Origin of the sequence: Ramlibacter agri, from assembly GCF_012927085.1 — a bacterium.
Taxonomy (GTDB): Bacteria; Pseudomonadota; Gammaproteobacteria; order Burkholderiales; family Burkholderiaceae_C; genus Ramlibacter; species Ramlibacter agri.
Genome location: NZ_JABBFX010000001.1, coordinates 2,516,367 through 2,534,643, shown reverse-complemented (window position 1 = coordinate 2,534,643; position 18,277 = coordinate 2,516,367). Strand labels below are relative to the sequence as shown.

General features: G+C 69.7%; 21 protein-coding genes. 14 read left to right on the top strand and 7 right to left on the bottom strand.

The features are described from left to right. The first annotated feature begins 7 nt into the window (after positions 1 to 7). Positions 8 to 496, top strand: a complete 489-nt coding sequence (locus HHL11_RS12230) for a RidA family protein (protein ID WP_169418644.1) — start codon at positions 8 to 10, stop codon at positions 494 to 496. Between the two features lie 86 nt (positions 497 to 582). After that, the gene (locus tag HHL11_RS12225; protein WP_169418643.1) at positions 583 to 855 is read left to right on the top strand and encodes a hypothetical protein; all 273 of its coding nucleotides are present in this window, start codon (positions 583 to 585) and stop codon (positions 853 to 855) included. Between the two features lie 4 nt (positions 856 to 859). Here the strand turns inward: HHL11_RS12225 and HHL11_RS12220 are convergent, their stop codons facing one another. Then, positions 860 to 1,741, bottom strand: a complete 882-nt coding sequence (locus HHL11_RS12220) for an SDR family oxidoreductase (RefSeq protein ID WP_169418642.1) — start codon at positions 1,739 to 1,741, stop codon at positions 860 to 862. Positions 1,742 to 1,839: 98 nt separating this feature from the next. Between HHL11_RS12220 and HHL11_RS12215 the strand changes: the two genes are divergently transcribed. Beyond that, positions 1,840 to 2,655, top strand: coding sequence for a helix-turn-helix transcriptional regulator (locus tag HHL11_RS12215; RefSeq protein ID WP_169418641.1), 816 nt, complete (start codon positions 1,840 to 1,842; stop codon positions 2,653 to 2,655). A 3-nt stretch (positions 2,656 to 2,658) separates the two neighbouring features. Here the strand turns inward: HHL11_RS12215 and HHL11_RS12210 are convergent, their stop codons facing one another. The 3 genes from HHL11_RS12210 to HHL11_RS12200 all read right to left on the bottom strand — a co-directional run bounded on the left by HHL11_RS12210 (position 2,659) and on the right by HHL11_RS12200 (position 4,278). Continuing rightward, positions 2,659 to 3,474 (bottom strand): class I SAM-dependent methyltransferase, encoded by an 816-nt coding sequence (locus tag HHL11_RS12210; protein WP_169418640.1) that lies wholly within the window; start codon positions 3,472 to 3,474, stop codon positions 2,659 to 2,661. Positions 3,475 to 3,540: 66 nt separating this feature from the next. Further along, positions 3,541 to 3,705, bottom strand: a complete 165-nt coding sequence (locus HHL11_RS12205; RefSeq protein WP_169418639.1) for a hypothetical protein — start codon at positions 3,703 to 3,705, stop codon at positions 3,541 to 3,543. Between the two features lie 204 nt (positions 3,706 to 3,909). Then, positions 3,910 to 4,278 carry a response regulator transcription factor gene (locus tag HHL11_RS12200; protein ID WP_169418638.1) on the bottom strand — a complete coding sequence of 123 codons (369 nt, stop codon included), beginning with the start codon at positions 4,276 to 4,278 and terminating at the stop codon, positions 3,910 to 3,912. A gap of 234 nt (positions 4,279 to 4,512) precedes the next feature. Here HHL11_RS12200 and HHL11_RS12195 point away from each other — a divergent pair, with 234 nt between their 5' ends. Together HHL11_RS12195 and HHL11_RS12190 are read left to right on the top strand one after the other, a co-directional pair. Then, entirely contained in the window at positions 4,513 to 4,674 is a 162-nt protein-coding gene (locus HHL11_RS12195) for a DUF1328 domain-containing protein (RefSeq protein ID WP_169418637.1), read from the top strand. 92 nt (positions 4,675 to 4,766) lie between these two features. Continuing rightward, complete coding sequence (locus HHL11_RS12190) at positions 4,767 to 5,255, top strand: GNAT family N-acetyltransferase (RefSeq protein WP_169418636.1); 489 nt, start codon at positions 4,767 to 4,769, stop codon at positions 5,253 to 5,255. 26 nt (positions 5,256 to 5,281) lie between these two features. Here HHL11_RS12190 and HHL11_RS12185 read toward each other — a convergent pair whose 3' ends face one another. Together HHL11_RS12185 and HHL11_RS12180 are read right to left on the bottom strand one after the other, a co-directional pair. After that, positions 5,282 to 5,686, bottom strand: coding sequence for a DUF1232 domain-containing protein (locus HHL11_RS12185; RefSeq protein ID WP_169418635.1), 405 nt, complete (start codon positions 5,684 to 5,686; stop codon positions 5,282 to 5,284). Further along, positions 5,673 to 7,838 (bottom strand): heavy metal translocating P-type ATPase, encoded by a 2,166-nt coding sequence (locus HHL11_RS12180; protein ID WP_425355196.1) that lies wholly within the window; start codon positions 7,836 to 7,838, stop codon positions 5,673 to 5,675. Before HHL11_RS12180 ends, HHL11_RS12185 begins: the two co-directional genes overlap by 14 nt. 108 nt (positions 7,839 to 7,946) lie before the next feature. Here HHL11_RS12180 and cadR point away from each other — a divergent pair, with 108 nt between their 5' ends. Beyond that, positions 7,947 to 8,375 carry a Cd(II)/Pb(II)-responsive transcriptional regulator gene (gene cadR, locus HHL11_RS12175; protein WP_169418633.1) on the top strand — a complete coding sequence of 143 codons (429 nt, stop codon included), beginning with the start codon at positions 7,947 to 7,949 and terminating at the stop codon, positions 8,373 to 8,375. A gap of 102 nt (positions 8,376 to 8,477) precedes the next feature. Then, positions 8,478 to 8,753: a hypothetical protein gene (locus HHL11_RS12170; RefSeq protein ID WP_169418632.1), complete on the top strand. Its 276-nt coding sequence runs from the start codon at positions 8,478 to 8,480 to the stop codon at positions 8,751 to 8,753. Between the two features lie 4 nt (positions 8,754 to 8,757). On the opposite strand, the gene HHL11_RS12165 is transcribed toward HHL11_RS12170, so the two are convergent. Continuing rightward, entirely contained in the window at positions 8,758 to 9,546 is a 789-nt protein-coding gene (locus tag HHL11_RS12165) for an SOS response-associated peptidase (RefSeq protein WP_169418631.1), read from the bottom strand. 17 nt (positions 9,547 to 9,563) lie between these two features. On the opposite strand from HHL11_RS12165, the gene imuA reads away from it, so the two are divergent. The 7 genes from imuA to HHL11_RS12130 all read left to right on the top strand — a co-directional run bounded on the left by imuA (position 9,564) and on the right by HHL11_RS12130 (position 18,270). Further along, positions 9,564 to 10,382, top strand: a complete 819-nt coding sequence (gene imuA, locus HHL11_RS12160; protein ID WP_169418630.1) for a translesion DNA synthesis-associated protein ImuA — start codon at positions 9,564 to 9,566, stop codon at positions 10,380 to 10,382. Continuing rightward, on the top strand, positions 10,324 to 11,643 hold the full coding sequence (locus HHL11_RS12155; RefSeq protein WP_169418629.1) for a Y-family DNA polymerase: 1,320 nt from the start codon (positions 10,324 to 10,326) through the stop codon (positions 11,641 to 11,643). Before imuA ends, HHL11_RS12155 begins: the two co-directional genes overlap by 59 nt. A 12-nt stretch (positions 11,644 to 11,655) precedes the next feature. Beyond that, positions 11,656 to 14,757: an error-prone DNA polymerase gene (locus tag HHL11_RS12150; RefSeq protein ID WP_169418628.1), complete on the top strand. Its 3,102-nt coding sequence runs from the start codon at positions 11,656 to 11,658 to the stop codon at positions 14,755 to 14,757. A gap of 11 nt (positions 14,758 to 14,768) precedes the next feature. Next, positions 14,769 to 15,764 (top strand): J domain-containing protein, encoded by a 996-nt coding sequence (locus HHL11_RS12145; protein ID WP_169418627.1) that lies wholly within the window; start codon positions 14,769 to 14,771, stop codon positions 15,762 to 15,764. Positions 15,765 to 15,863: 99 nt separating this feature from the next. Then, positions 15,864 to 17,627, top strand: a complete 1,764-nt coding sequence (kaiC, locus tag HHL11_RS12140; RefSeq protein ID WP_169418626.1) for a circadian clock protein KaiC — start codon at positions 15,864 to 15,866, stop codon at positions 17,625 to 17,627. Then, complete coding sequence (locus tag HHL11_RS12135) at positions 17,624 to 17,956, top strand: circadian clock KaiB family protein (RefSeq protein WP_169418625.1); 333 nt, start codon at positions 17,624 to 17,626, stop codon at positions 17,954 to 17,956. Before kaiC ends, HHL11_RS12135 begins: the two co-directional genes overlap by 4 nt. Continuing rightward, positions 17,953 to 18,270: a circadian clock KaiB family protein gene (locus tag HHL11_RS12130; protein ID WP_169418624.1), complete on the top strand. Its 318-nt coding sequence runs from the start codon at positions 17,953 to 17,955 to the stop codon at positions 18,268 to 18,270. The genes HHL11_RS12135 and HHL11_RS12130 overlap by 4 nt, the downstream gene beginning before the upstream one ends. The last annotated feature ends 7 nt before the right edge of the window (positions 18,271 to 18,277 follow it).

The window sequence follows — 18,277 nt, the reverse complement described above, 5'->3', positions numbered from 1 at the left end:
GACGCACATGGCACAAACACAGACACCTGCAACCGGCCAGCCGCTGGCGCGCTATGCCAGCTGGCGCCGCGCCGGCGACCTGGTGCTGATGTCGGGCGTGATCGCCGTCGACCCCGCGAGCGGCGTCGTGCTCGATCGCTTCGACCAGGTGCCGGAGAGCGTGCGCAAGGAGCTCGGGCAGACCGGCGAGCTGTCGGTCGACATCTTCCAGGCGCCGGCGCTGGTCCAGAGCTGGGTGGTGCTCGATCGCATCCGCCAGCTCGCCGAGGAAGCCGGCGGCGGCATGGAGGACGTGATCAAGCTGGTCCAGTACTTCACCGACCTGCGCGACTACCCGCTGTACAACCGTGTGCGCCGCATGTTCTACCCGGACACGCCGCCGGCGTCGACGGTGGTCGAAGTGAGCGGAATGCTGCCTTCCCGTCAGGTTCGTATCGAAGTTGAGGCTACTGCTTACATCCCCTTAGGCGACAACGTGGCTTCTGCACGACGTTAAGCCCTGACTGAGCCTTTTGTAACGACGGGACTGGGCGCTTTCGCCACCCATGGGTAAAGTGTCGCTAACGACGCTTCAGGACTGCCATGGACTTCTTCAATTCGCTCACGCTGGACCTGAAGATGCTGGTCGTGGCCATCGCCGGCTGCGTTCTCCTGGCCCTTTTCAGCGGCAACCGGCGCTCCGAGACGCGCTACATGGTGGTCCTCGCGCTGCTTGCCGCGGTCGGTGTCTACCGCTTCATGCACAGCCCCCATGCCGTCGACCCGGGCGAAGCGGCCGCCGCGAACTTCCCCGAGACGAAGGTCGTGAAGGCGCAGCCCAAGCACACGCCTCTCGTCTCCACCTCGGCCAAGTAGCGCTTCAGGCCGCGAAGTAGCCGGCCGAATCCAGGTCCGCCAGCAGGCCCGGTTCCTGCGGCTGCCAGCCCAGCACGCTGCGCGTGCGCTCGCTCGATGCGGCCATGTCGATGGCCGCGAACGAACCCAGCCAGCCGAAGTGCTCCGGCTCCCGGCGTTCCACCGGCAGGCCCAGGTGCCGGCCGATGCTTTCGGCGATGGCGCGGAAAGCCACCCCTTCATCCGCGATGGCGTGATACGCGTGCTGCTCGCGCGTGCCCTTTTCCAGCACCAGCCGGTAGGCCCGCGCGGCATCGCGCCGGTGCACCGCGGCCCAGCGGTTGCTGCCTTCGCCCAGGTAGCCGGAGACGCCGGTGCGCCGCGCGATGGCGATCAGTTGCGGCACGAAGCCGTGGTCGCCCGCACCATGCACGGAAGGCGCCAGCCGCATCGTGGTCGCGAACACGCCCTGTGCCGCGAGCTCGCGCGCGGTGGCTTCGGACTTGCGCGGATACGAGGGCCCGCGCGCGGGAATGTCTTCTTCCGTCGCCAGCCGCCCCGGCGCCAGCAGTGCCACGCCGGACGTCACCACCAGCGGCTTGTCCGTGCCCCTCAAGACGCTGCCGAAGGCCTCGATCGCGCGCTGGTCCTGTTCGGCGTTCTGCGCGAACCTGGAGAAGTCATGGTTGAAGGCCGTGTGGATCACGGCGTCGGCGGAAGCCGCGGCTTCCTGCAGCCGGTCCAGGTCGTCCAGCGTCCCCAGCAGCACTTGCGCGCCCTGCGCCGCCAGTGCGGTGGCCTTCTCCGGCGCGCGCGCCAGGCCGGTCACGCTGTGGCCGTGTGCCACCAATTCCTGGACCACCGCCGAGCCCACCCAGCCCGTCGCGCCCGTCACGAAAACTCGCATGCATCATCTCCGAATGACAATGCCCGCATTCTGCGGATCGTCGCGCCGACTTTGAAGTAGTGACGTTATCCGGGTATAGCTTTTAACAGGATCAGCTCTTGAGCGAAGACAAGGCACTCGGCACTTACCTGCGCAGCCGCCGCACGCAGCTGGACGCGCTGGCGCTGGGCTACTCGGGCCGCCGCCGCACGGCGGGGCTGCGCCGCGAAGAGGTGGCGGACCGCGCCAGCATCAGCGCCACCTGGTACACCTGGCTGGAGCAAGGCCGCGGCGGCAAGCCCTCGGCCGAGGTGCTGGACCGCATTGCCCAGGCGCTGATGCTGACCGATGTCGAGCGCGAGCACCTGTTCGTGCTCGGGCTGGGGCATCCGCCCGAACAGCGCTACCGCGGCGGCGACCCCATCACGCCGCGGCTGCAGAGGCTGCTGGACGCGCTGCCGCACAGCCCCGCGCTCCTGCGCACGCCGACCTGGGACATCGTCGCCTGGAACCGCGCCGCGCGCGCCGTGCTGACCGACTACGAGACGATCCCGCCGCAGGGCCGCAACGTGCTGCGCATGATGTTCTGCGACCCGCACGTGCGCGAGCGGCAATTCGATTGGGAGGCGGTCGCCCGAGCGGTCGTCGCCGCCGCCCGCGTCGATGCGGCCCGCGCCGGCGCCGATGCGGAGATCGCCCCGCTGGTCGCCGAGCTGCGCGCCATCAGTCCCGAGTTCGGCGCCATGTGGGATTCCAGCCTGGTGCATTCGCACACGGAAGGCGTCAAGCGCCTGCGCCATCCGCGGCTCGGAGAGATCGCGCTGGAGTATTCCTCGTTCGCCGTCGAAGGCCGCAAGGACCTCAGCCTGATCGTCTACAACCCGGCGACCGAGCAGGACCGCGAGCGGATCCTGTCGGTGATTGGCGACGTGTAGCGCTTACGCGGCGACCGTCACCACGAGCGCTTCGATGCGCCCCTCCACCGGGCCGTCGCCGAAGCGGCGCACCAGTTCCGCTTCGGCCACCTGGGTGGCGCGCTGCAGGCCGTCGGGGTCGCGCGCCAGGATCTCGCCGCGCAGCGGCGTGCCTTCGCAGTAGGCGAGCGCGGCGATGTGCGCCGACACGGCGCGGCTGGTGAACGCGATGGTCTCGATCTGCGGCTGGTGCGTGAAGCCCGCTGCGGCGAGGTCCTTCGCGATCAGCGCGGCGTCGTGGTATCCGTGCGGCGTGCGCGCCATGAAGCGCGGCGGGTCCTGCGGGAACACCGTGGCGAGGGCGTCCGTCACCGCATCGGCAAATTCATTCATGCCGATCGCGCCCCAGGCACTGAAGGCGAACAGGCCGCCGGGGCGCAGCACGCCGCGCGTTTCGGCATACGCGTGCGGCCGGTCGGGGAAGAACATCACGCCGAACTGGCACACGACGGCGTCGAACGAAGCCGGGTCGAAAGGCAGCTGCATCGCGTCGGCCGGGCGCCATTGCACCGGCCGGGCCGTGCCGATGCGCGCGGCCTCTTCGATCATCGCGGGGTTGAGGTCGGTGGCGACGATCTCGGCGGAGCCGTCCAGCATCACCGCGAGCTGCCGCGTGACCACGCCGGTGCCGGCGGCCAGTTCCAGCACGCGGCGCGGGCCGGCCCGGGCCACGCGCTTCGCCATGTCGACGGCATACGGCTCGAAGATGAGCGGCACCATGTAGCGCTCGTAGAACCCGGCCACCGAGCCGGTGAATGCGGTGTCGACGCTGGCTGTCATGGAAGCTCCCGCAGCAAGGCGCCGATTGTGGGCCGGGGCTCCCGGAAACGGAAGCCGGGCCCGGCGTCAGCCGCGGACGGAGAGCAGGCGGGCGATGGCGGCCACGTGGGACTCGCCCAGGACCTGCGGCTTCACCTCGTCTTCGGCGGCCGACTCGTTTTCCTGGTTCTGCACTGCCGCGCGCATGGCTTCCTCGTTGCGCCAGACGATCACGTCCTTCTTGGGCGCCATCTGCCGCAGCGTGTGGTACCAGTAATAGCCGTCCTCGCCGCCGAACAGCTTGTCGATGCGGGCGAGGTCGTTGGACTTGATCCCGTGGTTCTGCAGGATCTCGTCGAGGATTTGGTTGGAAAGAAGGAGGGAAATGGAAATATCTCGCGCGAGGCTGCTGCTGGGGGCAGGAATTGTACGCTGCGGCCGCGCGGCCCGCCGGCGTCAGGCCGAAAACGCCTGCTGCAGCGCCGCCACGAGCACGTCCTCGTCGATCGGCTTGGCGAGGTGCGCGATGGCGCCCCGGGCCAGCCGCCGGTCGGCGCCCGGCTCGCCGGACATCGTGATCACCGGCAGCCGCATGCCGCCCTGCAGCATCTCGAGCACCTCGTGTCCCCTCACCCCGGGCATGTGCAGGTCCAGCAGCACGGCGGCCCACGGCGAGCCCGCGGGTTCCGCCAGGAAGCTGTCCACGCTGAGGAAGGTCTTCACCTCGAATCCGGCGAGACGAAGGACGCGGGAGAGCGCCCGCAGGATCATCTCTTCGTCGTCGATCACGGCCACGAGGCGGGCTGAAGGATCGGGTACACCCATGCGGTGGCTGCTTTCGTGAACGTCAGTGCGGAACTATGGACCGCCCGGCTTGCGCGGCTCTGACAGCTTCAGCCCGGCGAAGAAAGGCCTGCACTCCGCCCGCGTCCTACAGCCCGCGCCCGAGGCGACGGACAAGCACTACCGGCTGCGGCTGATCATTCGTGCTGCTAAGCCACGCCTAAGCTTGGCTCAGGCCTTGCACCCGCCGGGTGCGCCATTACAAAGGGAGTCGACATGCTGCATTACGCCGTCGTGTTTTTCGTCATCGCACTGATCGCCGCGGTCTTCGGCTTTGGCGGCATCGCCGCGGGCGCGATGGGAATCGCGAAGATCCTGTTCTTCGTCTTCATCATCCTGGCGATCATCGCCTTCGTCGTGGGCCGAGGCAGGCGCTGACGCGGCTGCAACCGGCCCGTGGGCCCCTCGCGGGGCCCTGGCCTTCGCGCGTGCGAGGCGCACAATGGTGCCGCCCGCACGCTTTTTTTCGCATGAACAACCTCGACCTGCTCGTACGCCTGGCCCAGCCAGGAGACGCGGAGGACATTGCCGCGCTGTCGCGCGAGCTGATCGAGCGCGGCCTGCCCTGGAACTGGCGCCCGGCCCGCGTGCTGAAGGCCATCCGCAACCCGGAAACCAACGTGGCGGTCGCCGGCGTGGCCGGTGAGCTGGCTGGCTTCGGCATCATGGAATACCTGGAAACCGACGCCTACCTGGCGCTCTTCGCCGTGGGCCACGCGAACCAGCGCAAGGGCATCGGCCGGTCCCTCCTGGGCTGGCTCGAAGCCTCGGCGCGGGTCGCAGGGGCGCAGCGAATCCGCCTGGAGACCCGGCGCGACAACGTGCCCGCCCGGAGCTTCTACAACGAGCTGGCCTACCAGGAGGTGGCGATCCGGCACAACCGCTACAGCGACGGCGTGGACGGCATCCTGCTGGAGAAGTGGCTGCGGCCGCGGCCGGAGGGCGAAGTCCTCGAATGAGGGCGGCGGTCACCGGAACCTGATCGTCACCAGGCGCGGAGCAGGTAGCCGCGCATCGCAACCGCGATGGCCACGAGCGCCGCGATCCAGATCAGCGAGATCGCAATCGCCCCGGCGGTGCTGCGCGGCCTGGCCTGGCCGGCCTTCAACCAGGCGTCCGCGTGCAGGCGGCAGTCGTCCAGCACCCCCACCGGCACCAGCTTCAGCGTCAGCCAGATCAGCACCGGCAGCAGGATGACGTCGTCCAGGTAGCCGAGGACCGGGATGAAGTCCGGGATGAGGTCGATGGGGCTCAGCGCATAGGCGACCACGAAGGCCGCCAGCGCTTTCGCATACCACGGCGTCCTGCGGTCCTTCAGCGCGAACCACAGGGTCAGGCCGTCACGCTTCAACTTCCGCGCCCATTGGCGCATGCGCTCACCGACCTGCACGCGCAGTCCGCAGCAGCCGCAGGCCGTTGAAGACGACCAGCAGGCTCGTCCCCATGTCGGCGAACACGGCCATCCACAGCGTCGCCTCGCCCGCCACCGTCAGGCCCAGGAACACGCCCTTGATCGCAATGGCAAGCACGATGTTCTGCCGAAGGACGGAGCGCGTGCGCCGCGACAGCGCGATGAAGGCCGGCAGCTTCCTCGGGTCGTCGTCCATCAGCGCGACGTCCGCCGTGTCGATGGCCGCGTCGGTGCCGGCCGCGCCCATCGCGAAGCCGCAGTCGGCGCGGGCCAGTGCCGGCGCATCGTTGGCGCCGTCGCCCACCATGCCGACGGCCACGCCGCCGGCCTGCAGCTGGGTGATCGCCGCCAACTTGTCATGCGGCAGCAGTTCGCTGCGCACCTCCTCGATGCCGACCTGCCGGGCGATCGCGCGGGCCGTGTGCGCGTTGTCGCCGGTGAGCATCACCGGGTGCACGCCCAGCCGCTTCAGCGCGGCGACGGCCTCGGCGCTTTCCGGGCGCACCGTATCGGCAACGCCGATCACCGCCTGCGGGACCTTGCCCTCGACGAGCACGATCGCCGTCTTGCCTTGCTCCTCCAGCGCCGCCAGCTGCGCTTCGAGTTCCGGTGAACACGCGCCGGCCTCTTCGACGAGGCGATGGTTTCCCATCTGCAGGAGCCGCCCCTCCACGTGGCCGGACACGCCGCGGCCTGGCTGCGCGGCGAAGCCGGTCACCTCCGGCAGTTCGCGCAACTGCGCAGCATGCACGGCGACCGCATGCGAAACCGGATGGTCGCTGCGCGCGGCAAGTGCCGCCGCGCGGCGCAGCTGCTCCTCCCGCGTTCCCACCAAGGCGATGAAGTCCGTCACGGCAGGCTTGCCGCGCGTGAGCGTGCCGGTCTTGTCCAGCGCCAGCACCCGCAGCTTGCCACCGCCTTCGAGGAAGCGGCCGCCCTTGACCAGGATGCCGCGCCGCGCCGCGGCGGTCAGCCCGGAAACGAGCGTCACCGGCGTCGAGATCACCAGCGCGCACGGGCAGGCGACGACCAGCATCACCAGCGCACGGTAGATCCACGTGAACCAGTCCGCGCCGGCAAGCAGCGGGGGCAGCACGGCGACGGCCATGGCGATGGCGACCACGGCTGGCGTGTACCAGGCGGCGAACTGGTCCACGAAACGCTGCATGGGCGCGCGGCTGGCCTGCGCCTCCTGCACGGTGCGCACGATGCGCGCCAGCGTGCTGTCGGACGCGGCCGCGGTCGTGCGGAACTCCAGCTCGCCGTGCTGGTTGACGCTGCCGGCGAACAGCGCGTCGCCGGCGGCCTTGTCCACCGGAACGCTTTCCCCGGTGATCGGCGCCTGGTCCACCGCGCTCGCACCCGCCGTGACGACGCCGTCCAGCGGAATGCGTTCGGCGGGGCGAACGCGCACGATGGACCCGATGGCGACACCGGCCACCGGCAGCGGCTGCCATCCGGAGACGGTGCGCACCGTCGCCGTTTCCGGCGCCATGGCCATCAGGCTCTGGACGGCGCGCCGGGCCCGGTCCAGCGAGCGCGCTTCGATGGCTTCGGCGATGCCGAAGAGGACCATCACCATCGCCGCTTCGGGCCATTGGCCGATGAGGACGGCGCCCGTGACGGCCAGCGCCATCAGCGCATTGATGTTCAGCGACAGGTGGCGCAGGGCGATGAAGCCCTTGCGATAGGTCTCGACGCCGCTCAACGCAATCGCGACCAGGGCGAAAGCAGCCGGCAGCAGCGAGTGGTCTCCCAGCGCCAGCGCGCAAAGTTCCGCTGCGAGCGCGCAAGCGCCGCCCAGCAGCAGCTTGCGGTTCTCCGCGAACCAGGACTTGCCGGCCGCCGGATCGGCCGCTTGCTGCGCGGGCGCGTCGGGCAGTCCCGCCATGCCCACGTCCGCCAGGGCCGCGAGCACCGCCGGCAAGGCATCGGGCACGTGCGCGACGCTCAGCTTGCGGTTCAACAGGTCGAAGCTCAGGTCCGCGACTTCCTGCATGCCGCCCAGGCGCTTGCGGATCAACGCTTCCTCCACGGGGCAGCACATGTTCGCGATGCGCAGCGTGCTGCGCTGCGTCGCCGCTTCCGGAGCCAGGGCGAACTTTTGCGGTACGGCGACAGGCGCCGTCACCGCAGCAATGGGGATGACACGGCGCGGGCGCGGGAGAGACGGTTCTGCAGGCATGGCCGCATTGGAAACCCTATACTCGGTACAGGGTCAAGCCATGAGGTTTCTGCAGTGAAGATCGGTGAGCTTGCTTCCGCGGCGGGGTGCGATGTGCAGACGGTGCGCTTCTACGAGCGCGAAGGCCTGTTGGCGGAGCCCGCCCGCACGGCGTCGGGCTATCGCAGCTACGACGACCGCCACCTGACGCGGCTGAACTTCATCCGGCACTGCCGCTCGCTCGACATCCCGCTGCCGGAAGTGCGGCAGCTGCTGGATTTCGCCGCGGCGCCGGAGCAGTCCTGCGGCCAGGTCAACGAGCTGCTGGACGAACACATCGCGCTGGTGAAGGGCCGCATCCAGGCGCTTGCGTCGCTCGAAAAGCAGCTGGTGGCGCTGCGCAAGACCTGCGACGGCGATGCGTCCCACCCTTGCGCCATCCTCGAATCCTTCATGAGCGCGGCCGAACAGCATGGCTGCGCATGCCACCGGCCAGAGCGCTAGCCGGTCGCGCCAGCGGCTTCCTACGTCATCCGCCCGCCTGCACCCGCTTTCCTCATCCTCCGCGCATGCTATCCATGAGGCATGCATTTCCGGAGTTCCAAGATGAAGAAATTCGCGATCCTGCTGCCCGCGCTGTGCCTCGCGTCCGCCGCCACCCTGGCGGCCACGACCACCACCACGACGACCACCCGCCACACGACCCGCGTCGGGCCGGACGTGCCGACGGTCGTGACCATCAACACGCACCCCGCGAAGAAGCACGTGCAGCACCGCCACGTCGTGCACCGCGTGACCACGGTGAACACGCACCAGCTGGGCGGCCCGGGCTCGAGCACCACGACCACCACAGTGCGCAAGCACTCGGTCGACTACAACTGATCGCCTAGAAGAGGTCGCCCTGCGCCGGCGGCGGCGGGGGTGGCTTCGGTGCCGGCGTCGGCTTGGGCGGCTTGGTGACCGCGTCGGCCTTCGGGGCTTGGGGCGCTTTGGGCACCTTGGGCACGCGCGGCGTCCGCGGTTCCGCGAACGCGTTGAACGGCCCCGGCCACTGCTGGAAGAAGCCCGCGGCCTCGCGCACCGGGCACGACATCCATGTGTCGTAGTCCTCCGGGTCCAGGAACACGGGCATGCGCTTTTCCTTGCCCGGCGCGTGGAACTGGCTGTAGAAGGCGTGCTCGTCACAGTTCACGGTGAGCATCGAGAAGCTGAACTTCTCCTCGCCGTTCTCGACCCATTCCGTGTAGACGCCCGCCACGCCGAAGGGCGTGCCGTCTTCCTTCTCGATGCGCCAGCGCTCGTTGCTGCCGTCGTCGTTGTAGCGAGGCTCGTACACCGCCTTCGCCGGGATGACGCAGCGCAGGCCGTAGCGCCAGCTCTCCTTGTAGCTCGGAAGCGAATGCACCGTCTCGCTGCGCGCGTTGTACGTGTGGGTGCCGTAGCGCACCTCGCGCCGCCACGGCGGCAGCAGGCCGAAGCGGCCGGCGTCCGCCGTGCGCTGGCCGTTCACCAGCCGGATGAAGGGGGCGAGATCGGTCGGGTAGGCCTCCGGGGGCGCTTCGCCAGAAAAGTCACGCTGGACGCCGAAAAAGGCGAGCAGCGTGTCGCCGTCGGTCACAGGTACGTAGTTGGAGCACACCGGCGCATCATAGGAAGTGAGATACTGTATATTCATACAGTTTATCCCGCGTCATGACCGCCGTTGCAGTTCCAGAGTGGCAGGACAGTGAGCCCGACCCCGGCCCGCCCGCGCGGCGGCTGCGGCCGCACGTGCTGCCGGGCGAAATCCCGCCCGGCGTGTGGCGCGGCAGCGAGCTCGGTTCCGAAGTGAGCACGACCCTGTCCACGGGCTGGAAAGAGCTCGATGCACAGCTGCCCGGTGGCGGCTGGCCTTGCCATGCCATCACCGAACTCCTCGCGCCACAGCCCGGCGTCGTCGAATGGCGCGTGCTGGGCGGCCTGCTGCGGCAGGTCGTGGCGCAGGACGGCCAGGTGGTCCTGGTCGGGCCGCCCAAGGATCCGCACTTGCCGGGCCTGGTGCATGCGGGCGCCGATGCGCGCCACCTGGTGTGGATCCGCGCCGACACGCCGGCGGAGCGCCTGTGGGTCACCGAACAGATGATCAAGTCCAACGCCGCCGGCGCCGTCGTCGCGTGGCTGCCGCAGGCGCGGCAGGAGCAGATCCGGCGCCTGCACGTGTGCGCCCTCGCCTGCGGCGCGCCGGTGTTCCTGTGCCGGCCCGAAGCCGCGCGCCATGAATCGTCCGCTGCGCCCCTGCGCGCGCACGTCAGCTACGGGCTCGACTGGGAACTGCGCGTCGACCTTTTCAAGCGGCGCGGGCCGACGCTGGACGCGCCGCTGCGCCTGCCTTCGATTCCGGGCGGGCTGGATTCGGTCCTCACGCCGCGCCTGTTGCAACCCAGCCTTCTGCTGAAGCGCCTGGAGACTTCCGATGCTGTGGGCAGCCCTGCTTCCCGACGCGCAGCCGGCCGGCAGCTCGCCGTCCACTGAGGTCCTCCATGGCACGGCAACCTGGGCACTGCAGTACACCCCCCGGGTCGCCGTGATGGAGGCGCAGGCGGTGGCCATGGAGCTCGCCGCGAGCACGCGCCTGTTCGGCGGCAAGCGGCGCCTGGTCGAACGCATCCGCAACGAGGCAGGCGAGCTGGGCCTGCGCGCACCGAGCTGGGCGCCGACCAGCCTGGCCGCATTGGCGCTCGCACGTGCCGGCCTCACGAACGGCTTCGGCAAGCCGCTGGAGCAGGTGCTCGATGCCATCCCGCTCGAGACCCTGACCGCTGCGCGAGCGCACGAAGCGACCTTGTCGCGGCTGGGATGCCGCACGCTGGGCGACGTGCGTGCGCTGCCGCGCGGCGGCTTGTCGCGCCGCTTCGATGCGCAACTGCTGAAGGCGCTGGACCAGGCCTACGGGCTGCGTCCCGAATCGCATGCATGGGTGCCCTTGCCGGACCGCTTCGCGCAGCGCCTGGAGCTGATGTCGCGCGTGGAGCTGGCTCCCGCCCTCCTCTTCGGCGCACGGCGCCTGCTGCTGCAGATGTGCGGCTGGCTCGCCGCGCGCCAAAGCGGCCTGACGGCCTTCACGCTGCGCTGGTGCCACGACGTGATGCGCTCGAAGACGGCGGGCGATGGCGGCGAGCTCACCGTGCGCACGGCGGAGGCCACGCGCAACCTCGAACACCTGAGCCGGCTGCTGGCCGAGCACCTGGCGAAAGTGGAATTGAAGGCGCCGGTCGGCGACCTGGAACTGATCGCCGATGAAGTGCATGCGCTCGAAGAAAAGAGCGGGACCTTGCTGCCGGACGCGGTGCAATCCGGCGAATCGCTCGCGCTGGTGCTGGAGCGCGTCGCCGCGCGCCTGGGGCCGGAGCGCGTGCTGCGCCCCGTGCCGGTGGCGGACCACCGCATGGAGTGGACGACGCACTGGCAGCCCGCCGCCGCCCCGCAGCCGCGGACGATGGCGGAAGCCGGCGGCCTGCCGCAACCCGGCTTCATCCTGCCGCGCCCGCTGAAGCTGGCGGTGCAGGCCGACGTGCCGCTCTACCAGGGCCCGCTGCTGCTGCTGTCCGGCCCGCATCGCATCGAAAGCGGCTGGTGGCACCGGCGCCGCGACGCCGAAGGCCACGAGCGCGAGCAGACCGTCGTGCGCGACTACTACGTGGCGCTGAGCGAGCACGCCGGCGTGCTGTGGATCTTCCAGACCCGCCTGGACCAGGAGCGCACGGCCTGGTTCCTGCAAGGCGTCTTCGCCTGAGCAGGGGCACGCATGGCCGGTCCGCAATACGCAGAGCTCTGGTGCCTCTCCAGTTTCTCTTTTCTTCGCGGCGCGAGCCGGCCGGAGGAACTGGTAGCACGCGCCCACACGCTCGGCTACTCCGCGCTGGCGATCACCGACGAATGCTCGATGGCCGGCGTCGTGCGCGCGCACGTGGCCGCCAGGGAGCACGGCATCCAGCTGCTGGTGGGCGCGCAGTTCGAGGTGCAGGGCGAGCACCCTTTCACGCTGGTGGTGCTGGCGCGCAACCTGGCGGGCTACGGCAACCTCTGCGAATTCATCACCGGCCTGCGCCGCAGCAGCGCCAAGGGGACTTATCGCCTGGACTTCGCGCAAGTCCAGCGCGAGGCCTTCGCGGACTGCCTGGTGCTGCTGGCGCCACGGCGCGGCAGCCGGCCGGCGCAGCTGGCCAGCCTGGGCCATTGGGCGGCTCGCGCCTACGCCGGGCGCTGCTGGTTCATCGCCTTGCGCGAACGCGTGCTGGGCGACGAGATGTGGCTGCACCGCCTGCGCCAGGCCGGCCGCACCACCGGCCTGCCGCTGGTGGCAGCCGGCGACGTCCACATGCACGTGCGCTCGCGCAAGCCGCTGCAGGACGTGATGACGGCCACGCGCGTGGGCCAGCCGCTGACGGAGTGCGGCTACGCGCTGCAGCCGAACGCCGAGCGCCACCTGCGCACGCGCCTGCGACTGGCGCAACTCTATGCGCAGGACTTGCTGGATGAGACCTTGCGCGTCGCCGAGCAATGCGCTTTCTCGCTCGACGAACTGCGCTACCAGTACCCCGACGAGGTGGTGCCCGCGGGCGAGACCGCGGCGTCCTTCCTGCGGCGCATCACCTACGAAGGCGCGGGCCGGCGCTGGCCGCAGGGCGTGCCCGCCAAGGTGCAGTTGCAGGTCGAACATGAACTCGAACTGATCTCGGAGCTGCAGTACGAAAAGTACTTCCTCACCGTCTACGACATCGTGCGCTTCGCGCGCTCGCAGCACATCCTCTGCCAGGGCCGCGGCTCGGCCGCCAACTCGGTGGTCTGCTACTGCCTGCACGTGACGGAGGTCGACCCGGCCCGCATGAGCGTGCTGTTCGAGCGCTTCATCAGCAAGGAGCGCAACGAGCCGCCGGACATCGACATCGATTTCGAGCACGAGCGGCGCGAGGAGGTGATGCAGTACCTGTACCGCAAGTACGGCCGCGAGCGCGCCGGTCTGACAGCCACCGTCATTTCCTACCGCCCGCGTTCGGCGCTGCGCGACGTCGGCAAGGCCCTGGGCTTCGATCTCGACACCGTCGACCGGCTGGCCAAGTCGCACCAGTGGTGGGACGGGCGCCAGGTGCGCGCCGAGGGTTTCGCCGAAGCGGGCCTGGACCCGGAGGACCTGCAGGTGCAGCAGCTGATCGCCCTCACCTCGCAGATCCTCGGCTTTCCGCGCCACCTGTCGCAGCACGTAGGCGGCTTCGTGCTCACGCGCGGGCCCTTGCACCGCATGGTGCCGATCGAAAACGCGGCTATGCCCGATCGCACGGTGATCGAATGGGACAAGGACGACCTCGACGCCGTCGGCCTGCTGAAGGTGGACTGCCTGGCGCTGGGCATGCTGACAGCGATCCGCAAGTCGCTGGAGTTCATCGGCGAGCGCAAGGGCTACCGCTTCGAGATGCAGGACATCCCGCCCGAAGACGGCACGACCTACGCCATGATCTGCAAGGCCGACACCGTAGGCGTGTTCCAGATCGAAAGCCGCGCGCAGATGTCGATGCTGCCGCGCATGAAGCCGCGCGAGTTCTACGACCTGGTGATCGAGGTCGCCATCGTCCGGCCCGGGCCCATCGTGGGCGGCATGGTCCACCCTTACCTGAACCGGCGCCAGGGCAAGGAGCCGGTCACCTACCCCAGCGAAGCCTTGAAGGAGGCCTTGGGCCGCACGCTGGGCGTGCCGGTGTTCCAGGAGCAGGTGATGCAGATCTCGATGCTGGCCGCCGGCTTCACGCCCGGCGAGGCGGACGGCCTGCGCCGCGCGATGGCGTCCTGGCGCCGCAAGGGCGGCCTGGAAAAGTACTACGACAAGATCGTGCAGGGCATGACCTCGCGCGGCTACGAGCGCGCTTTCGCCGAAAGCATCTTCGAGCAGATCAAGGGCTTCAGCGAATACGGCTTCCCGGAAAGCCACGCAGCCAGCTTCGCGCTCTTGGTCTATGCCAGCTGCTGGATCAAGTGCCACCACCCGGCGGAGTTCCTGGCGGCCATGCTCAATAGCCAGCCGCTGGGCTTCTACTCGCCTTCGCAGCTGGTGCAGGACGCGAAGCGGCACGGCGTGGAGGTGCGTCCCGTCGACGTGATGCGCAGCGACGTCGATTGCACTCTGGAAGACCTGCCGCATCCGCCGGCGGTGCGCCTGGGCCTGCGCATGGTGGACAAGCTGAAGGCGGAGTCGGCGCAGCGCATCGTGGCGGCGCGCGCGGACGCGCCCTTCGACGACGCCGCCGACCTGGCGCGCCGCGCCGGGCTGGAGCAGGCGGAAATGAAGCTGCTCGCGGCGGCCGACGCGCTGCAAAGCCTGTCCGGCCACCGGCGCCAGCAGGTGTGGGATGCGGCGGCGCTGCGGTCCACGCCCGTGCTGCTGCGCGATGCGCCGGTGGACGAGGAGGAGCTCGAACTGCAGGCCGCGCCCGAAGGCGAGGAGATCGTCTGGGACTATGCGTCGCTGGGCCTGACCTTGCGGCGCCACCCGCTCGCGCTGCTGCGCCCGCAACTCGCCGCGCGCAAGCTGGCGACCGCGGCGGACCTGCGGTCCGTGCCGAACGGCCGGCCGGTGCGCTACTGCGGCATCGTCACCTTGCGCCAGCAGCCCGACACGGCCAATGGAACCATCTTCGTATCGCTGGAAGACGAGACCGGCGTCGTGCAGGTGATCTGCTGGAAGAGCCTGCGGGAGCGCCAGCGCAAGGAGCTGCTGCGCGCGCGGCTGCTGGCCGTGCGCGGCATCTGGCAGCGCGAGGGCGAGGTGTGCAACCTGATCGCGGGGCACCTGGAGGACCTGACGCCGCTGCTGGGCCGGCTGGCCGGGTCCGCGCAGAGCCGGGACTTCCGCTAGCATCGCCGGCCATGGTGAGCGCCTTCCAGTCCCTCCGGATCCACCCCGACGCCGGCGATCCCGAGCTGGCGCAGCAGCAGTCGCGCTTCAACACGCTCGTGGAGGACGTCGCGCAGTGGCGCGCCGCGCTCGCCGAGTGGAAGGAACGCATCGAGCGCTACCACCAGTCCGTCGAACCCGTGCGGCGCGAACTGCACGCGGCCTGGCGCGAATGGGTGTTCGCGCTGGACCACGCGAGCCTGCAGCCCGGGCTGTCGCGCGCCGAGCGCGAACAGCTGGACGAAATGGTCCGCGAAACGGCGGCGGCCCTGTTGCAGTGGGACGACGATGCCGGGATCGCGGCCGTCCTTGCGCGGCACGCCGAGGAACCGTCGCCGGCACCGTCGAAACAGGAGACCGCTGCCGAGGCGCTGCTCGAAGACCTGGTGCAGGACTGGGAGCAGCAGGCCGCGGCCGCCGCCGCCCAGCGCGAAGCCCGTGCGGCGCAGCGCCGCGCCGCCAGCGTCCAGAAGCGGCGCCAGCAGGAGGAGCAGGCGGTCTCGCAATCGCTGCGCGACGTCTATCGCCGCCTCGCGAGCGCGCTGCACCCCGACCGCGAGCCGGACGCGCAGCAGCGGGCGCGCAAGACGGCGCTGATGCAGCAGGCCAACCAGGCTTACGCCGACGAAAACCTGCTGGCCCTGCTGGAACTGCAGCTGCAGGCCGAACAGATCGACGCGGCCCACCTGGCCTCCGTGGACCGGCGCCGCCTGCAGCACTACGTGACCGTGCTGCAGGAGCAGCTGGCCGACCTGCAAGCCGAGACGCAGCGCCTGGAGTCCGAATTCCGCGCAGCCACCGGCCTGGCGGCAGGCCGGGGACTGCAGCCGCGCAAGGCCGACCGGATGATCACGTCGGAGGCGAACCGGCTGCGCGGCGAGCTGCAGCAGTTGCGGCTGCAGACCCGGGCGCTGGCGGACGAAGGCGAGCTCACGGCCTGGCTGCGCGCAGTCCGCCAAAAGGGCTGAGCCGGGAATCCGTCCGGCCCAAGGATGAGGCATTGTCTGGCTCGTCCAGGGCGATGGATCGACGAAGATAAGGGTCGTACGACAACTTCCAGTCCCGAGATGGCTAAGCGATCCACAAAAAGCGCTCCTCCTCCGCAAGCCCTGAAGAAGACGCCCACGGGCATCACGGGGCTGGACGAAATCACCGAAGGGGGCCTGCCCCAAGGCCGCCCCACCCTCGTCTGCGGCGCGGCTGGCTGCGGCAAGACCATGCTCGCCGCCGAGTTCATCGTGCGCGGCGCGGTGGAGTACGACGAGCCGGGGGTCATCGTGACCTTCGAGGAGAGCGCGCAGGAGCTCTCCGACAACATGCGGTCCCTGGGCTTCGACCTCGACAAGCTGCAACGCCAGCGGAAGGTCGTGCTCGATTACGTGCGGGTCGAGCGCAGCGAGATCCAGGAGACCGGCGAGTACGACCTCGAGGGCCTGTTCATCCGCCTCGGCCATGCCATCGATTCGATCGGCGCGAAGCGCGTGGCGCTGGACACCATCGAAGCGCTGTTCGCCGGCCTGCCCAACGAGGCGATCCTGCGCGCCGAGCTGCGCCGCCTGTTCCACTGGCTGAAGGAAAAAGGCGTGACCGCCGTCATCACCGGCGAGCGCGGCGATGGCACCCTGACGCGCTACGGACTCGAGGAGTACGTGGCCGATTGCGTCATCCTGCTCGACCACCGCATCGTCGACCAGGTGTCCACGCGCCGCCTGCGCATCGTCAAGTACCGCGGCTCCTCGCACGGCACCAACGAGTACCCCTTCCTCATCGGATCCACCGGCGTGTCGGTGCTGCCCATCACCTCGCTGCGGCTGGACCACAAGGCGACGGACAAGCGCCTGGGCACGGGTATTCCGGGCCTGGACGAGATGTTCGATGGCAAGGGCGTGTTCAAGGGCAGCAGCATCCTGGTGTCCGGCACGCCGGGCACCGGCAAGAGCAGCATCGCCGCCAGCTTTGCCAACGCCGCCTGCATGCGCGGCGAGCGGGCCCTGCTGTTCGCCTACGAGGAATCCGAAAGCCAGGTGCTGCGCAACATGCGCTCCATCGGCCTGGACCTCGCGCCGTGGGTCCGGCAGGGCCTGCTGCAGATCCATGCCTCGCGCCCCACGCTGCACGGGCTGGAGCAGCACCTGGTGCTGATGTACGAGCTGATCCGCGACTTCAAGCCTTCGGTGGTCGTGGTGGACCCGATCAGCAACCTGAGCAACCAGCACGACGACGTGGGGCTCAAGCCCACGCTGATGCGCCTGATCGACTACCTCAAGCAGCAGGGCGTGACGGCCATGTTCACCAGCCTGACCTCGGACGCGAAGAACGAGGTGGCGACGTCCGAGGTCGGCGTGTCCTCGCTCATGGACACCTGGCTGCTGCTCACCAACCTGGCCTACAACGGCGAGAGGACGCGGACCTTGCAGGTGCTCAAGTCGCGCGGCATGTACCACTCCAACCAGGTGCGCGAATTCATCTTCAGCGACGCCGGCGTGGACCTCGTCGACGTCTACCTCTCGGGCGACCGCGTGTTGACCGGGACGGCGCGGATCGCCAAGGAAGCCCAGGAACTCGCGGCGAGCCAGCTGCGCGGCACCGACCACGAAAGGCGCCTGCGCGACCTGGCGACCCGGCGCCGCGCGCTCGACGCGCAGATTGCCGCACTGAACGCCGAAGCGGACGAACGCGCCGGCGAGCTCCAGTTCGCCATCGCGCGCGAGAAGTTCGAGGCCGAAAGCGTCGCCTCGCGCGCGCGCGACATCGCCGCGGCCAGCGGCAGGCAGAAGTCCTCCCACGCCGCGGTCTTGCCGGGGCGCAAGCCAGCGGGGTCCGCGCGATGATCACCGGCACCACGCCCCGGAAGAAGGCCGCGCCCGCGGCGGCCGAATGGCAGCTGCGGCTCTACGTCGCCGGCAAGACGGCCAAGTCGGAAGCGGCGCTGGCCAACCTCAAGGTGATCTGCGAAAACCACCTGGCCGGCCGCTACACCATCGAGGTCATCGACCTGCTGGTCAACCCGAAGCTGGCGGCGGGCGACCAGATCCTGGCCGTGCCCACGCTCGTGCGCAAGTTCCCGACGCCGATCCGCAAGATCATCGGCGACCTGTCGAACAAGGAGCGCGTCCTGGTCGGACTGAACCTGCTGCCCCTCGCGGCCGGCAAGACATGACCGTCCGCAAGGCCACCGAACACGCCCGGCCCCAAAGCGACGACTGCGCCTGCAGGCTGCGCTTGTGGGTGAGTCCGGCCGCCCCGCTGTCGGCGCGCGCCGTCGTCAACACCCGGGCCTTCTGCGAAGCGCACATGCCGGGCCGCTACGAACTGGAGATCCTGGGCATCGCCGAGAACGTGGAGCGCGCCGCCCGTGACCAGGTCATCGCGGCGCCGACGCTGCTGCGCGTCTGGCCGCTGCCCGTGCGCCGGTTCATCGGCGACATGGCCAACCCCGCCCGCCTGCTCGACGGGCTGGACCTGAAGCCCTAGCCCGCCG